Origin of the sequence: Acidocella sp. (assembly GCF_050253495.1) — a bacterium.
Taxonomy (GTDB): Bacteria; Pseudomonadota; Alphaproteobacteria; order Acetobacterales; family Acetobacteraceae; genus Acidocella.
Map to the genome: position 1 here is coordinate 69,291 of NZ_JBFWIX010000002.1, position 14,838 is coordinate 84,128.

Sequence of the window (14,838 nt, forward strand, 5' to 3'; positions counted from 1 at the left end):
CGATTTCAGCCCAAACAGGCGCCTTTCACGCGGGAGGCGCCTGTTTTATTTCACCAGCATCCTGAAGCCGACAATGGCGAGGATGATGCCCAGGCAGGTTTTCAGGAGCGCATCCGGCGCATAACGGGCGGTCAGGCTGCCAATGATGATGCCGGGGATGGACCCGACGAGCAGCATCGCCAGCAGATGAAAATCGATGGTTCCCAGAAACCAATGCCCGATTCCCGCCAGCAGGGTCAGCGGTACCGCATGGGCGATGTCGGATCCCACGATCCTGACCATCGGCTGGCGGGGATAGAGAATGATCAGGGCGATGGTGCCGAGCGCTCCGGCCCCGACAGAGGACAGGCAGACGAGGACACCCAGCACCACACCGGTCAGAATCGTGAGCCGGGCGGAGGAACGGGTGCCGAAATCAGGATAGCGCCGGCTGATGGCCCGCAGGATCTGTTCCTTGAACAGCAGCGAGAGGGCGCTGATCATAAGGGAAACGCCCAGCACCACGGAAATCAGATCCGTGACGGCCTTGCTGGAGGCCCCCACATAGGCCATGGCGACGAGACAGAGCATTGTGGCCGGCACGGAGCCGATGGCGAGCCGGCGCACGATCTGCCAATCCACCGTTTTGCCGGCGCTATGGATGGTGGTGCCGACCGTCTTGGTCGCCGCGGCGAAGAGCAGGTCGGTGCCCACGGCCGTGGACGGATGAAATCCAAAAAGCAGGACAAGCAAAGGGGTCATCAGCGACCCGCCGCCCACGCCGGTGACGCCGACCAGAAGCCCCACCAAAAGGCCGGAAGCGGCGTAGCCGGGCTCGAAGCCTGAATATCCTAGTAAAGTCATAGGTTAACATTACACATGGGGCGGGCCAGGGCAATGGGCAAGTTCAAGCCGCAGCAGCGGCGTGCGCAGCACGGTTTCCACCGGGTAATCCGCCACGGCCTCGCGCCAGCGCTCGGTCTGTAGCATCGCGGCGCCGATCGCCACGGGGCGCGCCTGGCATTTTTCGAGCAGTTTCAGCCCGGCGGCGATGGAGCGCCCGGTGGAGAGCACGTCATCCACAAGGGCGATGCGCCGCCCATCCAGCAATGGCAGCATGCGCGGGTCGATGAACAGGCGCTTGGCCTGATCGGGGGTGGTCACGGATGAAATCGGCACGGACAGATCCTCCCGGTACCAGAATTTGACGCTGGTGCCGCAGGGGACATAGCGCGTATGGCCCAGCTTCTGGGCCACGGCCGCCGCCAGGGTGAGGCCCAGGGTTGGCAGCCCCACGATCAGTTCGGGGCTGTGGCGGGCCAGGCGCTGGGCCAATATGTCCGCCAGCTCGTCCAGAACCGCAAAGCTGGCCTGGTTGATGATAAGGGAGGCGAGCCCGCTCACACCGTCCCGCAAGCGCCGGATGGGCAGCAGCAGCACCCGCCCGTCCGGCAGGGGCGCGGCATGGGCCCCTGGCGGGGCATGGGCGCCAGGCGGCAGAATATTTTGCCAGAAATCCTCGCCGTGAATCGGTGTGTCGGAAAGCGTGTTCATGCGCCCAGGTTACGTGCGCGCGTGGGCTTGTCCATCGCCGCGGGCGGTGCCGGTCATGCCCGTGGATGAGCCTTGCGCCAAATCTCCATGAGCTGGCTGCTCTCCACATCCGTATAACGCTGGGTGGTGGAGAGGCTGGCATGGCCCAGAAGATCTTGAATAGAGCGCAAATCCGCCCCGCCCGCGAGCAGATGGGTGGCAAAGCTGTGGCGCAGCGCGTGCGGGGTGGCGTGTTCGGGCAGCCCGTTCAGCCGGCGGAAATCGCGCAGGTTTTTTTGCGCCACCCCCGCATTCAGCCGTCCGCCGCGCACCCCCACGAAGAGCGGCTCGTCCCGGCCTGGATTGGGGTGCAGTTTCAGCCAGGCCGTGATGCCGGCGCGCACGGCGGGCAGCAGCGGCACGATTCGCTGCTTGTCGCCCTTGCCGGTCACGCGCAGGGCGTCGTCCTGTGCGGGCAGATCTCCCACATTCAGGGCCAGCGCCTCGGCAATCCGCAGCCCGGCGCCGTAGAGCAGCAGCATCAGCGCGCCATCGCGCGCCTGCTCCATGGCGGTGCTGGTGGCTTCGCCTATATCCTCGCTCACGTTCAGCGCGTCGGCTGGGGTCAGTGCCTTGGGCAGCGTGCGTTGCGGGCGTGGCCGGGCGATGAGGGAAAGCTGCGTGCCGTCCACCCCATGGCGCTGATGCAGATAGCGGAAAAAGGTGCGCAGCGCGGAGAGCTTGCGCGCGCGGGTGGCGTTGATGTCTCCGGCCCTGGCGGCATTGGCCAGAAACGCCCGGAAATCCGCCGCGCGCAACGCGCCGAGTGTCTGGGGGCCGGGTTGCTCGCCGGTATGTCCGGCGATGAAGGACAAAAACCCCCGCACATCGCGGGCATAGGTCTCGACGGTCTTTGCGCCGGCCCGGCGTTCGCCGCCGAGCCAGGAACAAAATTCAAGAAGCAGCGTGTCAGACAATGCTCTGGCCGGTGGCGGCCCAGTCCTTCAGGAAGGCGGCAAGGCCCTTGTCGGTCAGCGGATGGCCATAAAGCTGCTTGATCACGCCGGGCGGAATGGTGGCGACATCCGCCCCCATCTTCGCCGCCTCGATCAGATGGATCGGGTTGCGGATGGAAGCCACGAGCACCTCGGTCTTCAGGTTCGGGTAATTATTATAGATCGTCACGATGTCGGCGATCAGTTCCATGCCGTTCTGGCCAATATCGTCCAGCCGGCCGACAAAGGGGGAGATGAAGGTGGCGCCGGCCTTGGCGGCCAGCAGCGCCTGGGCGGGGGAGAAGCAGAGGGTGACATTGACCATCGTGCCTTCCTGGGAGAGGGCATGGCAGGCCTTCAGCCCATCCGGGGTCAGGGGCACCTTGATCGCCACGTTCGGGGCGATCTTCTTCAGCACTTCGGCCTCGGCCAGCATCTGTTTATATTCGGTGGCGGCGACCTCGGCGCTCACCGGGCCGGGGACGATTTCACAGATCTCCGCGATCACATCCAGGATCTTGCGGCCGGATTTGGCGATGAGGGAGGGGTTGGTGGTGACGCCATCCAGCAGGCCGGTGGTGGCAAGCTCCCGGATCTCGGAGATTTCGGCGGTATCGACAAAGAATTTCATTGATGGCTTTCCGGTGAACAGGGTCTCTGGTTAAGAGCATACAGCATGGAGCAACCTCAACGGACAACCCGCCTCAGCATTTTGCTCCCCTATAAATTCGACATGGCCTTTACCTATGAGGCGGCGGATTTGTTGCCGCCGGGTACGCTGGTGCGCGTGCCGCTGGGCCGGCGCAGCGTGGTGGGGGTTGTATGGGACGATCCGGCGGATCCTGACGTGAAGACCCGCCCGGTCACGGAGGTGCTGGCGTTTGCGCCCATGCCGGATGATTTGCGCCGTTTCGTCGATTGGGTGGGGGGATACACGCTCGCGCCGCGCGGCGATGTGCTGGCGATGGCGCTGAAGGAGAAGCTGCTGGCGCCAAGTCCCAAACGCGCCCGGGCATATGCGTTCGGCGGCGCGGACCCGGACTTGGCGGGGCCGGTGCTGTCGCCGATTCAGGAAAAAGCTTCCGTGGCTTTGCGTGCCGAGGTGGAGGCGGAAAAATTTTCCGTCACGCTGCTGGACGGTGTCACCGGCTCCGGCAAGACGGAAGTCTATCTGGAGGCGGTGGCGCAGGCGCTGCGGCATCGCAAACAGGTGCTGGTGCTGTTGCCGGAAATTGCCCTTTCGGTGCAGATGCTGGCCCGTTTCGAGGCGCGGTTCGGCGCGCGCCCGGCCGTCTGGCATTCGGAACTCACCCCGGCGCGGCGGCGCGAGACTTATCGCGCCGTGGCGCAGGGGCGGGCGGATGTGGTGGTGGGCGCGCGCTCGGCGTTGTTTCTGCCTTTTGCCGCGCTGGGGCTAATCGTGGTCGACGAGGAGCACGAGACTTCCTTCAAGCAGGAGGAAGGGGTGATGTACAATGCCAGGGACATGGCGGTGGTGCGCGGCAAGTTCTGTTGCGCGCCGGTGCTGCTGGTCAGCGCCACCCCCAGCCTGGAAAGCGCGGAGAATGTCGCTCAGGGGCGCTACAAGAAGCTGGATCTGCCCGCGCGCCATGGCGGGGCGGCGCTGCCGCGCATGGAGGCGCTGGATCTGCGCGAGGCGCCGCCGGAGCGGGGCAGGTTTCTGTCCCCCTTGCTGGTGGGGGCGATGCGCGAGACGCTGGCGCGCGGCGAGCAGGCGCTGCTGTTCCTGAACCGGCGCGGTTATGCGCCGCTGACATTGTGCCGTGCCTGCGGGCACCGGCTCTCTTGCCCGCATTGTTCGGCCTGGCTGGTGGAACACCGGGCCTCCTCGCGGTTGTCCTGCCATCATTGCGGATACACGATGCAACGGCCCGCGCGTTGCCCCAGCTGCGAGGCGGAGGGAAGCTTCGTGCCCATCGGTCCGGGGGTGGAACGCATCGCCGAGGAGGTGGCGGAGCTGTTTCCTGAAACCGAGGCGCTGGTGATGGCCTCCGACATGATCGTGGGCCCGGCCCAGGCGGCGGAGGCGGCACGGCGAATCGCCGACCGGGAGGTGGGGATCATCATCGGCACGCAGATGGTCGCCAAGGGGTGGCATTTTCCGCATCTGACCCTGGTGGGGGTGGTGGATGCGGATCTGGGACTGGCTGGCGGGGATCTGCGCGCGGGGGAGCATACGGTGCAGATGCTCCACCAGGTGGCCGGGCGCGCCGGGCGGGCCGAGGCGCCGGGCCGGGTGCTGCTGCAAAGCTACGACCCGTCCCATCCGGTGATCCAGGCGCTGCTTTCTGGCGATTTGCCGGCGTTTCTGGAACAGGAGGCAGCCTTGCGCCGCCCCGGCCATTGGCCGCCTTTCGGACGGCTGGCCGCATTGATCGTAAGTGCCGAGGATGAGCGCCTGGCCGACCAGCTTGCCCGCGCCCTGGCCCGCGCGGCACCGCGCCAGCTCGGTGTTGAGGTGCTGGGCCCGGCCCCGGCGCCGATCGCGCTGTTGCGCGGGCGCCACCGCCGCCGCTTGCTGCTGAAGACCCCCAGAGAGATCGCCGTGCAGCCTTTGCTGCGGGCCTGGCTGGCGCGGGTGCCGATTCCGCGCAACGCGAAACTGGATGTGGACGTGGATCCTGTTTCATTCATGTAAGTCGGTTCATGCGCGCCTCACGGCACTTTGAATCTTCGGCGTCAGAGGCTAGAGCCGAAGGGATGAGGTGGGTTCGGCCGCGTGAAACCATCTTGTGACATTCGCTTTCATGGCCGCCGCGGGCTTTTGCGGCGGCATCCGGGCATGATCAACCAGGGAGAATTTGTCCATGATCGATCACGCGAAGACGCTTCTTGCCGGAGCTTACGAGGCCATCCCCGACTGGGTGACGGGCACGGCGATTTTGGTCTTGGCGGCCTTGCTTGCCCTTTCGCTTTGCCGGCTGGTCCTGAAATGGCTGGGCCGGCTCGCGGCGCGATATGGCGCGATGGCGCAAATGCTGGTGGCGCGGTGCCGGGGGCCGGTCTGTGCGGCGCTGGTGCTGATGGCCGTGTCCGCCGCTTTGCCCTTCGCGCCCTTGCCGGATGGTCCGGCCTCGCTGACAGGGCATATGCTGGCCGCCGCCGTGGTGATTGTGCTTGGCTGGAGCCTGATGAACGCGGTGGATCTGTTCGCCGAGCTCTACATGGCCCGGGTGAGGTTGGAGGATGACAGCAATAATCTGCTGGCGCGCAAGCATATCACGCAAATCGGTATTCTGCGTGGCGCGGTCAGAACGCTGCTGGTCATTCTCACCCTCGGCCTGGCGCTGATGACGAGCAGCGCGGTGCGCCAATATGGCGTCAGCCTGTTCGCCTCGGCCGGGGCGGCGGGGTTGGTGGTTGGCCTGGCGGCGCGCCCCCTGCTCAGCAATCTGCTGGCCGGCTTGCAGATCGCCATTACCCAGCCGATCCGGCTGGAGGATACCGTGATCGTGGAAGGGGAATGGGGCTGGATCGAGAAGATCGGCAGCACCTATGTCGTGGTGCGGGTCTGGGATCTGCGGCGCTTGATCGTGCCGCTATCCTATTTCATCGAGAAGCCGTTCCAGAACTGGACGCATCTTTCCTCCGATTTGCTGGGCACGGTGATGCTCTATGTGGATTACAGCGTGCCGGTGGAGAGAATCCGGGAGAAGCTGGCGGCGTGCGTGCGCGCCAACGCGAAATGGGACGGCAAGGCCCAGGCCGTGCAGGTGACCGATCTGGCGAATGCGATGATGGAGGTGAGGCTGCTGGTGAGCGCCAGCAATGCCGGGAAATTATGGGATTTGCGCTGCGATGTGCGCGAGGCGATGATTACCTGGCTGGCCAGCGAATACCCGGATGCGCTGCCAAGGCGGCGCTTGCAGATCGCCGATCAGGGCGTGCCCCCCGCCATGGCGGGGGAGGGGGCTCATTCATTCACCGGGTAGGCGCGCATCAGGCGCTTCTGGTGGCGCCAAAGGGCCAGCAGCTTGAGCGCGCCGACCGGCTTCAGGCCGGTTTCGCGCATTTTGGCGCCGATGCGGAAGGATTCGCCGTAATGGAAGAACTGATCCGCATAAGCGCGGCGCAGGGTCATTTCCGGATCCCAGATATGGGTGGCCTCGGAGCCCGAGCCGTTGAATTCGATGATCTTGAAGCCGCGCCCCTCGCGCAGCGCCTCCAGGCTTTCATAACGCAGATCGATACGGGAAAAATAGACTTCCGGCATGTCGTGCATGATCTCGTCGATACGGGCCGTCAGCGCCGGGGTGACGATGGATAAACCGTCCTTGAAGGTCGAGCCACGGCAATGATTGCCGACAAAGACCAGGGCCACGCGCTCCGCCGGGGCGGGAATGAGCGCCGCCCGGTCGCCCAGCTTGGGCAGCAGCAAATGGGAGATGGCGTTCAGCCGTTCATCGGCGCCGATCAGCTCCTTCACGGTATGGCGGCCATCCCCCACCACGATGGGCGGAAATTTCAGCGTGACGGAGGTGATGCGCCCGGTGGGCTCGTCAGGATGGCGGATATAGAACAGCCCGGCTTCGCCCTCGTAAGGGACGAGGTTTTGCAATTGCATCTCGGTGCCGCGCGGAAAGGCGCGCAGATAGGAATCGAGCTGGGCCTGGTCGCGCATCACCCGCACGCCGACGCCGTTGCAGCTCATGTCGGGCTTGGCCACCACCGGAAAGCCGAGCCCCGCCTCTTCCATGACCTTCAGGGCGCGGTGCAGGTCGTCGCCATCGGCATGGCCGCAAACCGTGAAGCTGGCATAATCGGCAACCCAGGCGCGGGCGGCGGGACCGGCGAGGTCGAGAATCGCGTTCTTGGATTCGCCGCAGATGCCCCCGGCATTGATGCGCGGATTGGCGAGAGAGGGCAGGGTCATGCTGCGATAGCGTATGGCGTTCAACACCCAGAACATCACCACCGGGGTGTAAAACAGCCAGTCCGGCCAGAATTCAAAGAAGGAAACCGGGCTTTTCCGATTGGCCTGGCTCAGCGTGGCGATATTGCCGGCCAGTGATGCGCCGCTCATGGCTGAGTCCTTTTATTGTAGAGTTTTGCCGCCAGGCGGCCGACGAAAATGATGATGCAGAGAAATACAGCAAGCCCGGCCCAGCGCCAAATTCCCAGATAATGGACCATGAGATCCCCCAGGCGGAGGCTGATGAAGAACAGCCCCGAGGTCCAGACCAGCGTGGCGGCGATGGCGGCCAGGGCGAAATGGCTGAAGGGCGCGCGCAGGAAGCCCAACGTGGTATAGGTGGGCAGGCGCAGCCCTGGCACGAACCGGCTGACGAGGACCAGGGGGATCACTTTTTTGCGGACCCAGTCCTGGCCGATGTCCCGGCGCTGCTGGGGCACCAGCCGTTGGGCCCATTTATGGGTGGCGGAGAGCCGGCCCAGCCCGTAAAGCCCCAGATCGCCCAGCACGATTCCGGCGTAAAGCGAGCATAGGGCCAGGGGCAGGGAGATCGCGCCGGACGCAACCTGCATGGCGGCCAGCAGGGTGGCGGCATCTTCCAGGATGAAGGTGCCGGAGATGATGGTGGCGGCCTGGAGCGACTTGATTCCCGCCGCGGCGGCGAGAAGCGTGGTGAGGCTAGGAAGCAGCATGTTGCCGCCCCATAACCCCGATTATGGCGCAGGCCAACCTGCCGGGGCTTAAACCCCGTCCGGCCCGTTATTCAGCATCGCCAGATGATCGGCGGGCAGGGCCTGCACGTCGCACTGGCGGCCATGGGCGTTCATCGCATGGCAGGTCTGGTGCGCGCCGTCATAGGTGAGGCCGGTGAGCTGGGCCATCCACAGCTCCTTGCCGTGGCGCCGCACATGCTGGATTTGCGCGATTCCCTGCCCGTGCAGCTTATGCGCCTTGAGGGCCGCCAGCCGGGCGTTGGATTTATAATAATACAGGCCAAGCTGGGCCACCCAGCGCCGTGTCGCACGGGGGGATTGCGTGGTGGAGTTGGGCAGTTCGGTGGCATGCTCCGGGGTCCGGCTGGCCACGACCTCCACGCGCGGTTTGGGGCCGATATTCGGCTTGGCGGGATTGTTGGCGGCGGCCACCATCGCGCGGGTCATCGGCACATGGCCGCCGAAGCCGGTATCGAGCATCGCGGTCATGCGATGATAGGCGGTGCCCCAGCTCGGCTCGTGCAGGACGACGCCGATCAGTTCCTTGCCGTTGCGGTCGGCGGAGGTGACGAGATTATGCCGGGCCAGGTTGGTGTAGCCGGTTTTCATGCCGGTGGCGCCGGAATAGCTCTTCAGCATGCGGTTGTTGCTGAAGACGGTGCGGCCCTGGAATTTGAAGGAGGTAACCTCGAAGAAAGGCTGGAATTGCGGGTAATGCACCACCAGATCCCGGGCGAGCAGGGACATGTCCCGCGCGGTGGTGACCTGATTGGCGTTGGGCAGGCCGGAGGCGTTGAAGAATCTCGTCTGCGCCATGCCGAGCGTGTGGGCGCGCAGGGTCATCATCTGCGCGAAGCGGGACTCCGAGCCGCCGCCGAGATATTCACCGAGGGCGGTGGCGGCGTCGTTGGCGGACATGGTGGTCATCGCCAGGATCGCGTCGCGCACGGTCAGTGTGCCGCCGGGGCGCAGGCCGAGCTTGACCGGCTCCACGCCGGCGGCGTGAGCGGACACCGGGATGCTGGTGTTCAGGGTCATGCGCCCGGCCTCAAGCGCCTGAAAAGCAAGATCCAGCGTCATCAGCTTGGTCAGCGAGGCCGGATAGCGGGGGGTGTTGGCGTCGTTGGAGGAAATGATCTGGCCGGTTTTCGCGTTGATCAGAATCGCGCTGATGCCGGGAGAGGTCGGGCCATAGGACGGGGCGCGGCTATGGGCGCGGGAGCTATGGTGATGCTGGTGATGTTCGCTCGCACAGGCGCGCGGCGCCACGGCCAAGCTCGCCAGAAATAACCCGGCGGCGGCCAACCCGGCCAGACGCCCCTTGCTCCACACCTGCATGCTTCGCCACCCTGTTTATGACTCCCCAGGATTTTAGCCGCCCTCGCTTGGTCATGTCCAGGGTTAAACACGGTTTATAGTCGTGAAAGACCTAAAAATTGAAAGGCTTACCCAAGGAGTTTCAGGAAAGGGCCGGAAGCCCGGCGGCGGTGTGTCGGAAAAGAAACAAAAAACACGCTAAACCCTTTGTGCGACGCACAAAAAACCTTGACGCGGCAGGGGACGGTTCAATATAAGCGGTTTGCTGCACTGCGGTAAAATGCCGTGCTGCTCGCCGGGTTGGGGCTGTGCAGCGGATTGTCACCTTAACGGGAGCTTAACCCAGATGAGCGCTACCAAGACCAAGACCGCCGCCGCCTCCATTGAAACCGCCACCGATGCCTCCGTGAAGTCCTTCGAGAAGTCCATCTCCGCCGTGCGCGAGGGGATCGAGAAGGCAACCAAGGGGTTGGAAACCTCTCAGGCCAAATTGAAGGAAGGGGTCGAGAAAGCCGTGAAGAATTCCGAGGAAATGCTGGCGTTCGGCCAGGGTAATCTCGAAGCCATGGTTAAGGCCTCGCAGATCTATGCCGCTGGTTTCCAGGACCTGTCCAAGCATATGGCCGCCTCCTCCAAGACCTCCATCGAGGACGCGGTGGCGTTCAGCAAATCCCTCATGGGTGTGAAATCCGTGAAGGAAGCCGTGGACCTGCAGACCGGCTTCGCCAAATCCTCCATCGAGAAGGCCGTGGCCGAGGGCAACAAGCTGACCGATGCCACCGTCAAGCTGACCGAACAGACCCTGGCGCCGCTGACGGCGCGTTTTACCCTGGCTGTCGAAACTTTCGGCAAGATGAACTGAAAGCCTGGGGTACCCGCGGCTTCGCAAGGAGCGCGGGTGACGGGTTGCAAAAGGCCAGCTCCTTGGGGCTGGCCTTTTTTGCGTGGAGAATGGCGCAAGGGCCGGGCGGGAGGATATGTTTTTCACGCGACGGGGAAAAACGCTCTTTCATAGCCGGGCTTGCTTTCGATATGCTTTGCCCCAAGGTTGAGTCAAAACGTCATGGCGATGGGAAGGCAACCCGACACGAGGGGTTGGCAGGATATTTGCTTGACGTTTTCTAAAGGTATTCGATGGAATGAGTGAGAACGACAAACGCAAGGGAGCGGAGGGGCCGAATACAGGAGTCGTGGTGAAGCCGCGTCCGAAAACGCGCAAGCCGACAATGTATAAGGTTCTGATGCTGAACGACGACTACACGCCGATGGAGTTTGTCGTGCATGTGCTGGAGCGGTTTTTTCAGAAATCGCGCGACCAGGCGACGCAGATCATGCTGCATGTCCATCGCCGGGGGGTGGGGGTGTGCGGTGTCTATACATACGAGGTCGCGGAGACCAAGGTCACCCAAGTGATGGATCTGGCGCGGCAGAATCAACATCCGCTCCAATGCACGATTGAGAAAGAATGACACTTTATTTTACGATTCCAGCCCCATCTAAGAGAGTACGGTGTAGTGCCGCTCTTATGGGCTGGGCCGTGAAAATGCCAGCCGGGCAGGCAGATAGAATGTCCGGAATTGAGAGCGCCGGGTCTCGGCGTGAAGGAACGGTTTAAATCCATGCTGTCTCGCAACCTAGAACAGACTCTCCACCGGGCCCTGTCCTTGGCCGCCGACCGGAAACATGAATACGCGACTTTGGAGCATTTGCTGCTCGGGCTCGTGGACGACCCGGACGCGCTGACAGTGCTGCGTGCCTGCGGCGTGGATATCGAGAAGCTCAAGAAGGACCTGACCGAGTTCTTGGATAAGGACCTGGCCGGTCTGGCCACGGACCGTGGCGGGGATCCCAAGCCCACGGCGGGGTTCCAGCGCGTGGTGCAGCGCGCGGCCATTCATGTGCAATCCTCCGGGCGTGACGAGGTGAGCGGGGCCAATGTGCTGGTCGCCCTCTTCTCCGAACGGGAGAGCCATGCTGTTTATTTCCTGCAATTGCAGGACATGACCCGGCTGGATGCGGTGAACTTCATCTCCCACGGCATCGCCAAGAGCCCTGGCAAGTCCGCGCCGCGCCCGCCCACCGGCTCGGCGGAGCCCAATGATTCGGCTGAGCGCGAGGAGAAGGGCAGCGCCAAGCGCGGGCAGGACGCGCTTTCCACCTATTGCATCAACCTCAACAAGAAGGCCAAGGAAGGCAAGATCGATCCGCTGATCGGGCGCGAGCACGAGATCGAGCGGACGATCCAGATCCTGTGCCGGCGCACCAAGAACAACCCGCTTTATGTGGGTGACCCCGGTGTGGGCAAGACCGCCATCGCGGAAGGGTTGGCCAAGCGCATCATCGACGCCGATGTGCCGGAGGTGCTGCTGAACGCCACCATCTTCGCGCTGGATATGGGCGCGTTGCTGGCGGGCACCCGCTACCGGGGCGATTTCGAGGAGCGGCTGAAGGCGGTGGTGACGGAGATGGAGGCCAATCCTGGCGCGATCCTGTTCATCGACGAGATCCATACCGTGATCGGCGCGGGGGCGACCTCCGGCGGGGCGATGGACGCCTCCAACCTGCTCAAGCCCGCCCTGGCCCAGGGCACGCTGCGCTGCATCGGCTCCACCACCTACAAGGAGTTCCGCAACTATTTCGAGAAGGACCGGGCCCTGGTCCGGCGCTTCCAGAAGATCGACGTGAACGAGCCCTCCATCGAGGATGCGGTGAAGATTCTGCGCGGGCTGAAGGTCTCCTACGAGAAGCACCACAAGGTGCGCTACACGGATGACGCGATCCGCGCCGCCGTGGAGCTTTCCGCGAAATATATCAACGACCGCAAGCTGCCGGACAAGGCGATCGACGTGATCGACGAGGCGGGCGCGGCGCGGATGCTGCTGCCGGAGAATAAGCGCCGCAAGACCGTGACCCTCAAGGATGTCGAGGACATGGTCTCCAAGATCGCCCGGATCCCGCCCAAATCCGTCTCGACGGACGACAAGGAGGTGCTGCGGCATCTGGAACGCGACCTGAAGGCCATGGTGTTCGGCCAGAATGCCGCCATCGAGGCGCTTTCCGCCGCGATGAAGCTCTCCCGCGCGGGCCTGCGCGACCCGGAGAAGCCGATCGGCAATTATCTGTTCTCCGGCCCGACCGGCGTGGGCAAGACCGAGGTGGCGCGGCAGTTGGCGTCCACCTTGGGCATCGAGCTGACGCGGTTCGATATGTCGGAGTATATGGAGCGCCATTCGGTCTCCCGCCTGATCGGCGCGCCGCCGGGCTATGTCGGGTTCGACCAGGGCGGCATGCTGACCGATGCCATCGACCAGCATCCGCATTGCGTGCTGCTGCTGGACGAGATCGAGAAGGCGCATCCGGATCTGTTCAATATCCTGCTCCAGATCATGGATCATGGGAAATTGACGGATCACAACGGCAAGCAGGTCGATTTCCGCAACGTGATCCTCATCATGACCACCAATGCCGGGGCATCCGACATGCAGAAGCCCGCCATGGGCTTTGGCCGCACGGCCCGCACGGGCGAGGATGAGGAAGCGGTGAAGCGTCTGTTCACGCCGGAATTCCGCAACCGGCTGGATGCGATCATTCCCTTCGCGGCGCTGACGCCGGAAATCGTCGGCCGCGTGGTGGAGAAGTTCGTGATGCAGCTGGAGGCGCAACTCGCCGACCGCAACGTGACCATCGAGCTTTCCTCCGCCGCCAAGGAGTTCCTGGCCGAGCGCGGTTACGAGCCGCTTTATGGCGCGCGGCCGCTGGGCCGGGTGATCCAGGAGCTGATCAAGAAGCCGCTTGCCGAGGAATTGCTGTTTGGCAAGCTGGCCAAGGGCGGTGCCGTGAAGGTGAGCGTGAAGGATGGCAAGCTGACCTTCGACATTTCCGAGGCGCCGGCCCTGGCGCTGCCCAAGCCGGAGGCCGAGGGCGACAATGACGATGGAGGCAAGGCACCCGAAGAGGTGCACTGACCCTTCGTTGAGCAAAACGGAAAACGGCGCCTTCGGGCGCCGTTTTTATTGAGATGGCGGCGGGGACTCAGGCTTTTTTCACGAATTCCTGCTTAATGAAATAATCCCCGGCCTCGATGGCATGGTCGCCGCCGCGCAGCCGGATGTTTTTCAGCTTGGTGCCGACCTTAAGGCCGCTCGACGAGCCCTTCACCTTCAAATCCTTGATCAGGATCACTGTATCGCCCGGGTGCAGCACGGTGCCGTTGGCATCCTTGATGACTTCTTCGGTTTCGCTCAATTCGGCGGCCCATTCATAGCCGCAGACCGCGCAGATATAGGTCTCGCCGGAAAGATATGTTTCTTCCAGGCTGCATTGGGGACAGGCGGGGATTTTCGTCATGAGCGGCGTCTAGCCATCGCGGCCGGGTGTGTCCAGTCGCTTGTGGTTTGGTCGCTTTCCTGGGAGAAGCTGGGGGCTCATGTCCCGTCTGACCGCCAATTTCCTGCTTCTTCTGGCCGCCGCGCTGTGGGGTGGGGCGTTTGTCGCCCAGGCGCAAGGGGCGGCCTATCTGGATGCGGGATGGTTCACCGGGCTGCGGTTCATTCTGGCGTTTCTGGCGGTGTTGCCGCTGGGTATCGCCGAGGCGCGGCGGGCGGGGTCCGCTTTCGCCGGGCTGGGTGGCGTCGTGCCGCTGGCGGGGGTTTTCGCCATTTCCACCTTGCTGCAACAATGGGCCCTGGCGTTGACCAGTGTCACGCATGCGGGGTTTCTCACCGGGCTTTATGTGATCTTCGTGCCGTTGCTCGAAGTGGGGATCTTCCGGCGCGCGCCGCATCCGCTGATCTGGCTGGCGGCGCTGCTGGCTCTGGCTGGAACCTGGTTTCTGGGCGGCGGGTTCGATTCCCTCTCACGCGGGGATTTGCTGGTGATTCTGTCGGCCCTGGGGTTTGCGGTGCAGATTTTGCTGATGCAGCATGTGGCGCGGGGTACGGGCCGGCCGGTGGCGGCGGCGCTTGGCCAGTCCATGGCCTGCGTGGTTCTGGGCTGTGCCGTGGGCGGGATTGGCGGGCTGCCGCGTTGGCATGACATCATGGGGTGCCTGCCGCAGCTTCTTTATGGCGGAATCCTTTCCGGCGGGGTGGCGTTTTTGCTTCAGGCCATCTGCCAGCGCCATACCGGGGCGACGGATACGGCGGTGATTCTGATGGCGGAATCGCTGTTCGCCGCCTTGTTCGCCGCGCTGTTGTTGCATGAGCGGTTGAGCGGACGGGGCGTGCTGGGGTGCGCGTTGTTGTTTTCGGCGCTGGTGCTGGCGCAGATCGGGCCGATGCTGATGCCGCGCCGCCTGACCCCGGAGCATGACGCGCTATAGACGGCAACGCCGCGTGGATTGACGGGCGGGGCCTGGCGTGGCCACGTT

Annotated in this window: 14 protein-coding genes; 6 read left to right on the forward strand and 8 right to left on the reverse strand. The window is 64.0% G+C overall.

The window, feature by feature from the left end; genetic code table 11:
- Nucleotides 1-45 precede the first annotated feature (45 nt).
- The 4 genes from AB7D48_RS02480 to fsa are packed head-to-tail and all read right to left on the reverse strand — an operon-like array spanning nucleotide 46 to nucleotide 3,138.
- The gene (locus tag AB7D48_RS02480; RefSeq protein WP_427975732.1) at nucleotides 46-843 is read right to left on the reverse strand and encodes a sulfite exporter TauE/SafE family protein; all 798 of its coding nucleotides are present in this window, start codon (nucleotides 841-843) and stop codon (nucleotides 46-48) included.
- Between the two features lie 9 nt (nucleotides 844-852).
- Complete coding sequence (locus AB7D48_RS02485) at nucleotides 853-1,533, reverse strand: phosphoribosyltransferase (RefSeq protein WP_427975733.1); 681 nt, start codon at nucleotides 1,531-1,533, stop codon at nucleotides 853-855.
- Nucleotides 1,534-1,586: 53 nt separating this feature from the next.
- On the reverse strand, nucleotides 1,587-2,489 hold the full coding sequence (locus AB7D48_RS02490; RefSeq protein WP_427975734.1) for a tyrosine recombinase XerC: 903 nt from the start codon (nucleotides 2,487-2,489) through the stop codon (nucleotides 1,587-1,589).
- A complete protein-coding gene (gene fsa, locus AB7D48_RS02495; protein ID WP_427975735.1) occupies nucleotides 2,482-3,138 on the reverse strand; it encodes a fructose-6-phosphate aldolase in 657 nt (218 codons plus the stop codon). Before fsa ends, AB7D48_RS02490 begins: the two co-directional genes overlap by 8 nt.
- A 45-nt stretch (nucleotides 3,139-3,183) precedes the next feature.
- On the opposite strand from fsa, the gene priA reads away from it, so the two are divergent.
- Together priA and AB7D48_RS02505 are read left to right on the forward strand one after the other, a co-directional pair.
- Nucleotides 3,184-5,166: a replication restart helicase PriA gene (gene priA, locus AB7D48_RS02500; RefSeq protein ID WP_427975736.1), complete on the forward strand. Its 1,983-nt coding sequence runs from the start codon at nucleotides 3,184-3,186 to the stop codon at nucleotides 5,164-5,166.
- Between the two features lie 169 nt (nucleotides 5,167-5,335).
- On the forward strand, nucleotides 5,336-6,460 hold the full coding sequence (locus AB7D48_RS02505; RefSeq protein WP_427975737.1) for a mechanosensitive ion channel family protein: 1,125 nt from the start codon (nucleotides 5,336-5,338) through the stop codon (nucleotides 6,458-6,460).
- Here AB7D48_RS02505 and AB7D48_RS02510 read toward each other — a convergent pair.
- The 3 genes from AB7D48_RS02510 to AB7D48_RS02520 are packed head-to-tail and all read right to left on the reverse strand — an operon-like array spanning nucleotide 6,442 to nucleotide 9,491.
- Nucleotides 6,442-7,551, reverse strand: coding sequence for a D-alanine--D-alanine ligase (locus AB7D48_RS02510; RefSeq protein WP_427975738.1), 1,110 nt, complete (start codon nucleotides 7,549-7,551; stop codon nucleotides 6,442-6,444). The two genes, AB7D48_RS02505 and AB7D48_RS02510, sit on opposite strands and share 19 nt — an antisense overlap.
- On the reverse strand, nucleotides 7,548-8,132 hold the full coding sequence (locus tag AB7D48_RS02515; RefSeq protein ID WP_427975739.1) for a DedA family protein: 585 nt from the start codon (nucleotides 8,130-8,132) through the stop codon (nucleotides 7,548-7,550). The genes AB7D48_RS02510 and AB7D48_RS02515 overlap by 4 nt, the downstream gene beginning before the upstream one ends.
- Before the next feature lie 48 nt (nucleotides 8,133-8,180).
- Complete coding sequence (locus AB7D48_RS02520) at nucleotides 8,181-9,491, reverse strand: D-alanyl-D-alanine carboxypeptidase family protein (RefSeq protein WP_427975740.1); 1,311 nt, start codon at nucleotides 9,489-9,491, stop codon at nucleotides 8,181-8,183.
- Between the two features lie 325 nt (nucleotides 9,492-9,816).
- Between AB7D48_RS02520 and AB7D48_RS02525 the strand changes: the two genes are divergently transcribed.
- From AB7D48_RS02525 to clpA, 3 genes are all read left to right on the forward strand, one after another.
- Nucleotides 9,817-10,332, forward strand: coding sequence for a phasin family protein (locus AB7D48_RS02525; protein WP_427975741.1), 516 nt, complete (start codon nucleotides 9,817-9,819; stop codon nucleotides 10,330-10,332).
- A gap of 277 nt (nucleotides 10,333-10,609) precedes the next feature.
- Nucleotides 10,610-10,939, forward strand: coding sequence for an ATP-dependent Clp protease adapter ClpS (gene clpS, locus AB7D48_RS02530; RefSeq protein WP_427975742.1), 330 nt, complete (start codon nucleotides 10,610-10,612; stop codon nucleotides 10,937-10,939).
- Nucleotides 10,940-11,089: 150 nt separating this feature from the next.
- Nucleotides 11,090-13,435 carry an ATP-dependent Clp protease ATP-binding subunit ClpA gene (clpA, locus tag AB7D48_RS02535; protein WP_427975743.1) on the forward strand — a complete coding sequence of 782 codons (2,346 nt, stop codon included), beginning with the start codon at nucleotides 11,090-11,092 and terminating at the stop codon, nucleotides 13,433-13,435.
- Nucleotides 13,436-13,502: 67 nt separating this feature from the next.
- Here clpA and AB7D48_RS02540 read toward each other — a convergent pair whose 3' ends face one another.
- Nucleotides 13,503-13,817 carry a zinc ribbon domain-containing protein YjdM gene (locus AB7D48_RS02540; protein ID WP_427975744.1) on the reverse strand — a complete coding sequence of 105 codons (315 nt, stop codon included), beginning with the start codon at nucleotides 13,815-13,817 and terminating at the stop codon, nucleotides 13,503-13,505.
- A gap of 79 nt (nucleotides 13,818-13,896) precedes the next feature.
- On the opposite strand from AB7D48_RS02540, the gene AB7D48_RS02545 reads away from it, so the two are divergent.
- A complete protein-coding gene (locus tag AB7D48_RS02545) occupies nucleotides 13,897-14,790 on the forward strand; it encodes a DMT family transporter (protein ID WP_427975745.1) in 894 nt (297 codons plus the stop codon).
- Nucleotides 14,791-14,838 lie beyond the last annotated feature (48 nt).

What these genes read in the sequence shown, in the direction of transcription:
- AB7D48_RS02480 (WP_427975732.1), bottom strand. Translation starts at nt 843, where the DNA reads ATGACTTTACTAGGATATTCAGGCTTCGAGCCCGGCTACGCCGCTTCC.
- AB7D48_RS02485 (WP_427975733.1), bottom strand. Translation starts at nt 1,533, where the DNA reads ATGAACACGCTTTCCGACACACCGATTCACGGCGAGGATTTCTGGCAA.
- fsa (WP_427975735.1), bottom strand. Translation starts at nt 3,138, where the DNA reads ATGAAATTCTTTGTCGATACCGCCGAAATCTCCGAGATCCGGGAGCTT.
- priA (WP_427975736.1), top strand. Translation starts at nt 3,184, where the DNA reads ATGGAGCAACCTCAACGGACAACCCGCCTCAGCATTTTGCTCCCCTAT.
- AB7D48_RS02505 (WP_427975737.1), top strand. Translation starts at nt 5,336, where the DNA reads ATGATCGATCACGCGAAGACGCTTCTTGCCGGAGCTTACGAGGCCATC.
- AB7D48_RS02510 (WP_427975738.1), bottom strand. Translation starts at nt 7,551, where the DNA reads ATGAGCGGCGCATCACTGGCCGGCAATATCGCCACGCTGAGCCAGGCC.
- AB7D48_RS02515 (WP_427975739.1), bottom strand. Translation starts at nt 8,132, where the DNA reads ATGCTGCTTCCTAGCCTCACCACGCTTCTCGCCGCCGCGGCGGGAATC.
- AB7D48_RS02520 (WP_427975740.1), bottom strand. Translation starts at nt 9,491, where the DNA reads ATGCAGGTGTGGAGCAAGGGGCGTCTGGCCGGGTTGGCCGCCGCCGGG.
- AB7D48_RS02525 (WP_427975741.1), top strand. Translation starts at nt 9,817, where the DNA reads ATGAGCGCTACCAAGACCAAGACCGCCGCCGCCTCCATTGAAACCGCC.
- clpS (WP_427975742.1), top strand. Translation starts at nt 10,610, where the DNA reads ATGAGTGAGAACGACAAACGCAAGGGAGCGGAGGGGCCGAATACAGGA.
- clpA (WP_427975743.1), top strand. Translation starts at nt 11,090, where the DNA reads ATGCTGTCTCGCAACCTAGAACAGACTCTCCACCGGGCCCTGTCCTTG.
- AB7D48_RS02540 (WP_427975744.1), bottom strand. Translation starts at nt 13,817, where the DNA reads ATGACGAAAATCCCCGCCTGTCCCCAATGCAGCCTGGAAGAAACATAT.
- AB7D48_RS02545 (WP_427975745.1), top strand. Translation starts at nt 13,897, where the DNA reads ATGTCCCGTCTGACCGCCAATTTCCTGCTTCTTCTGGCCGCCGCGCTG.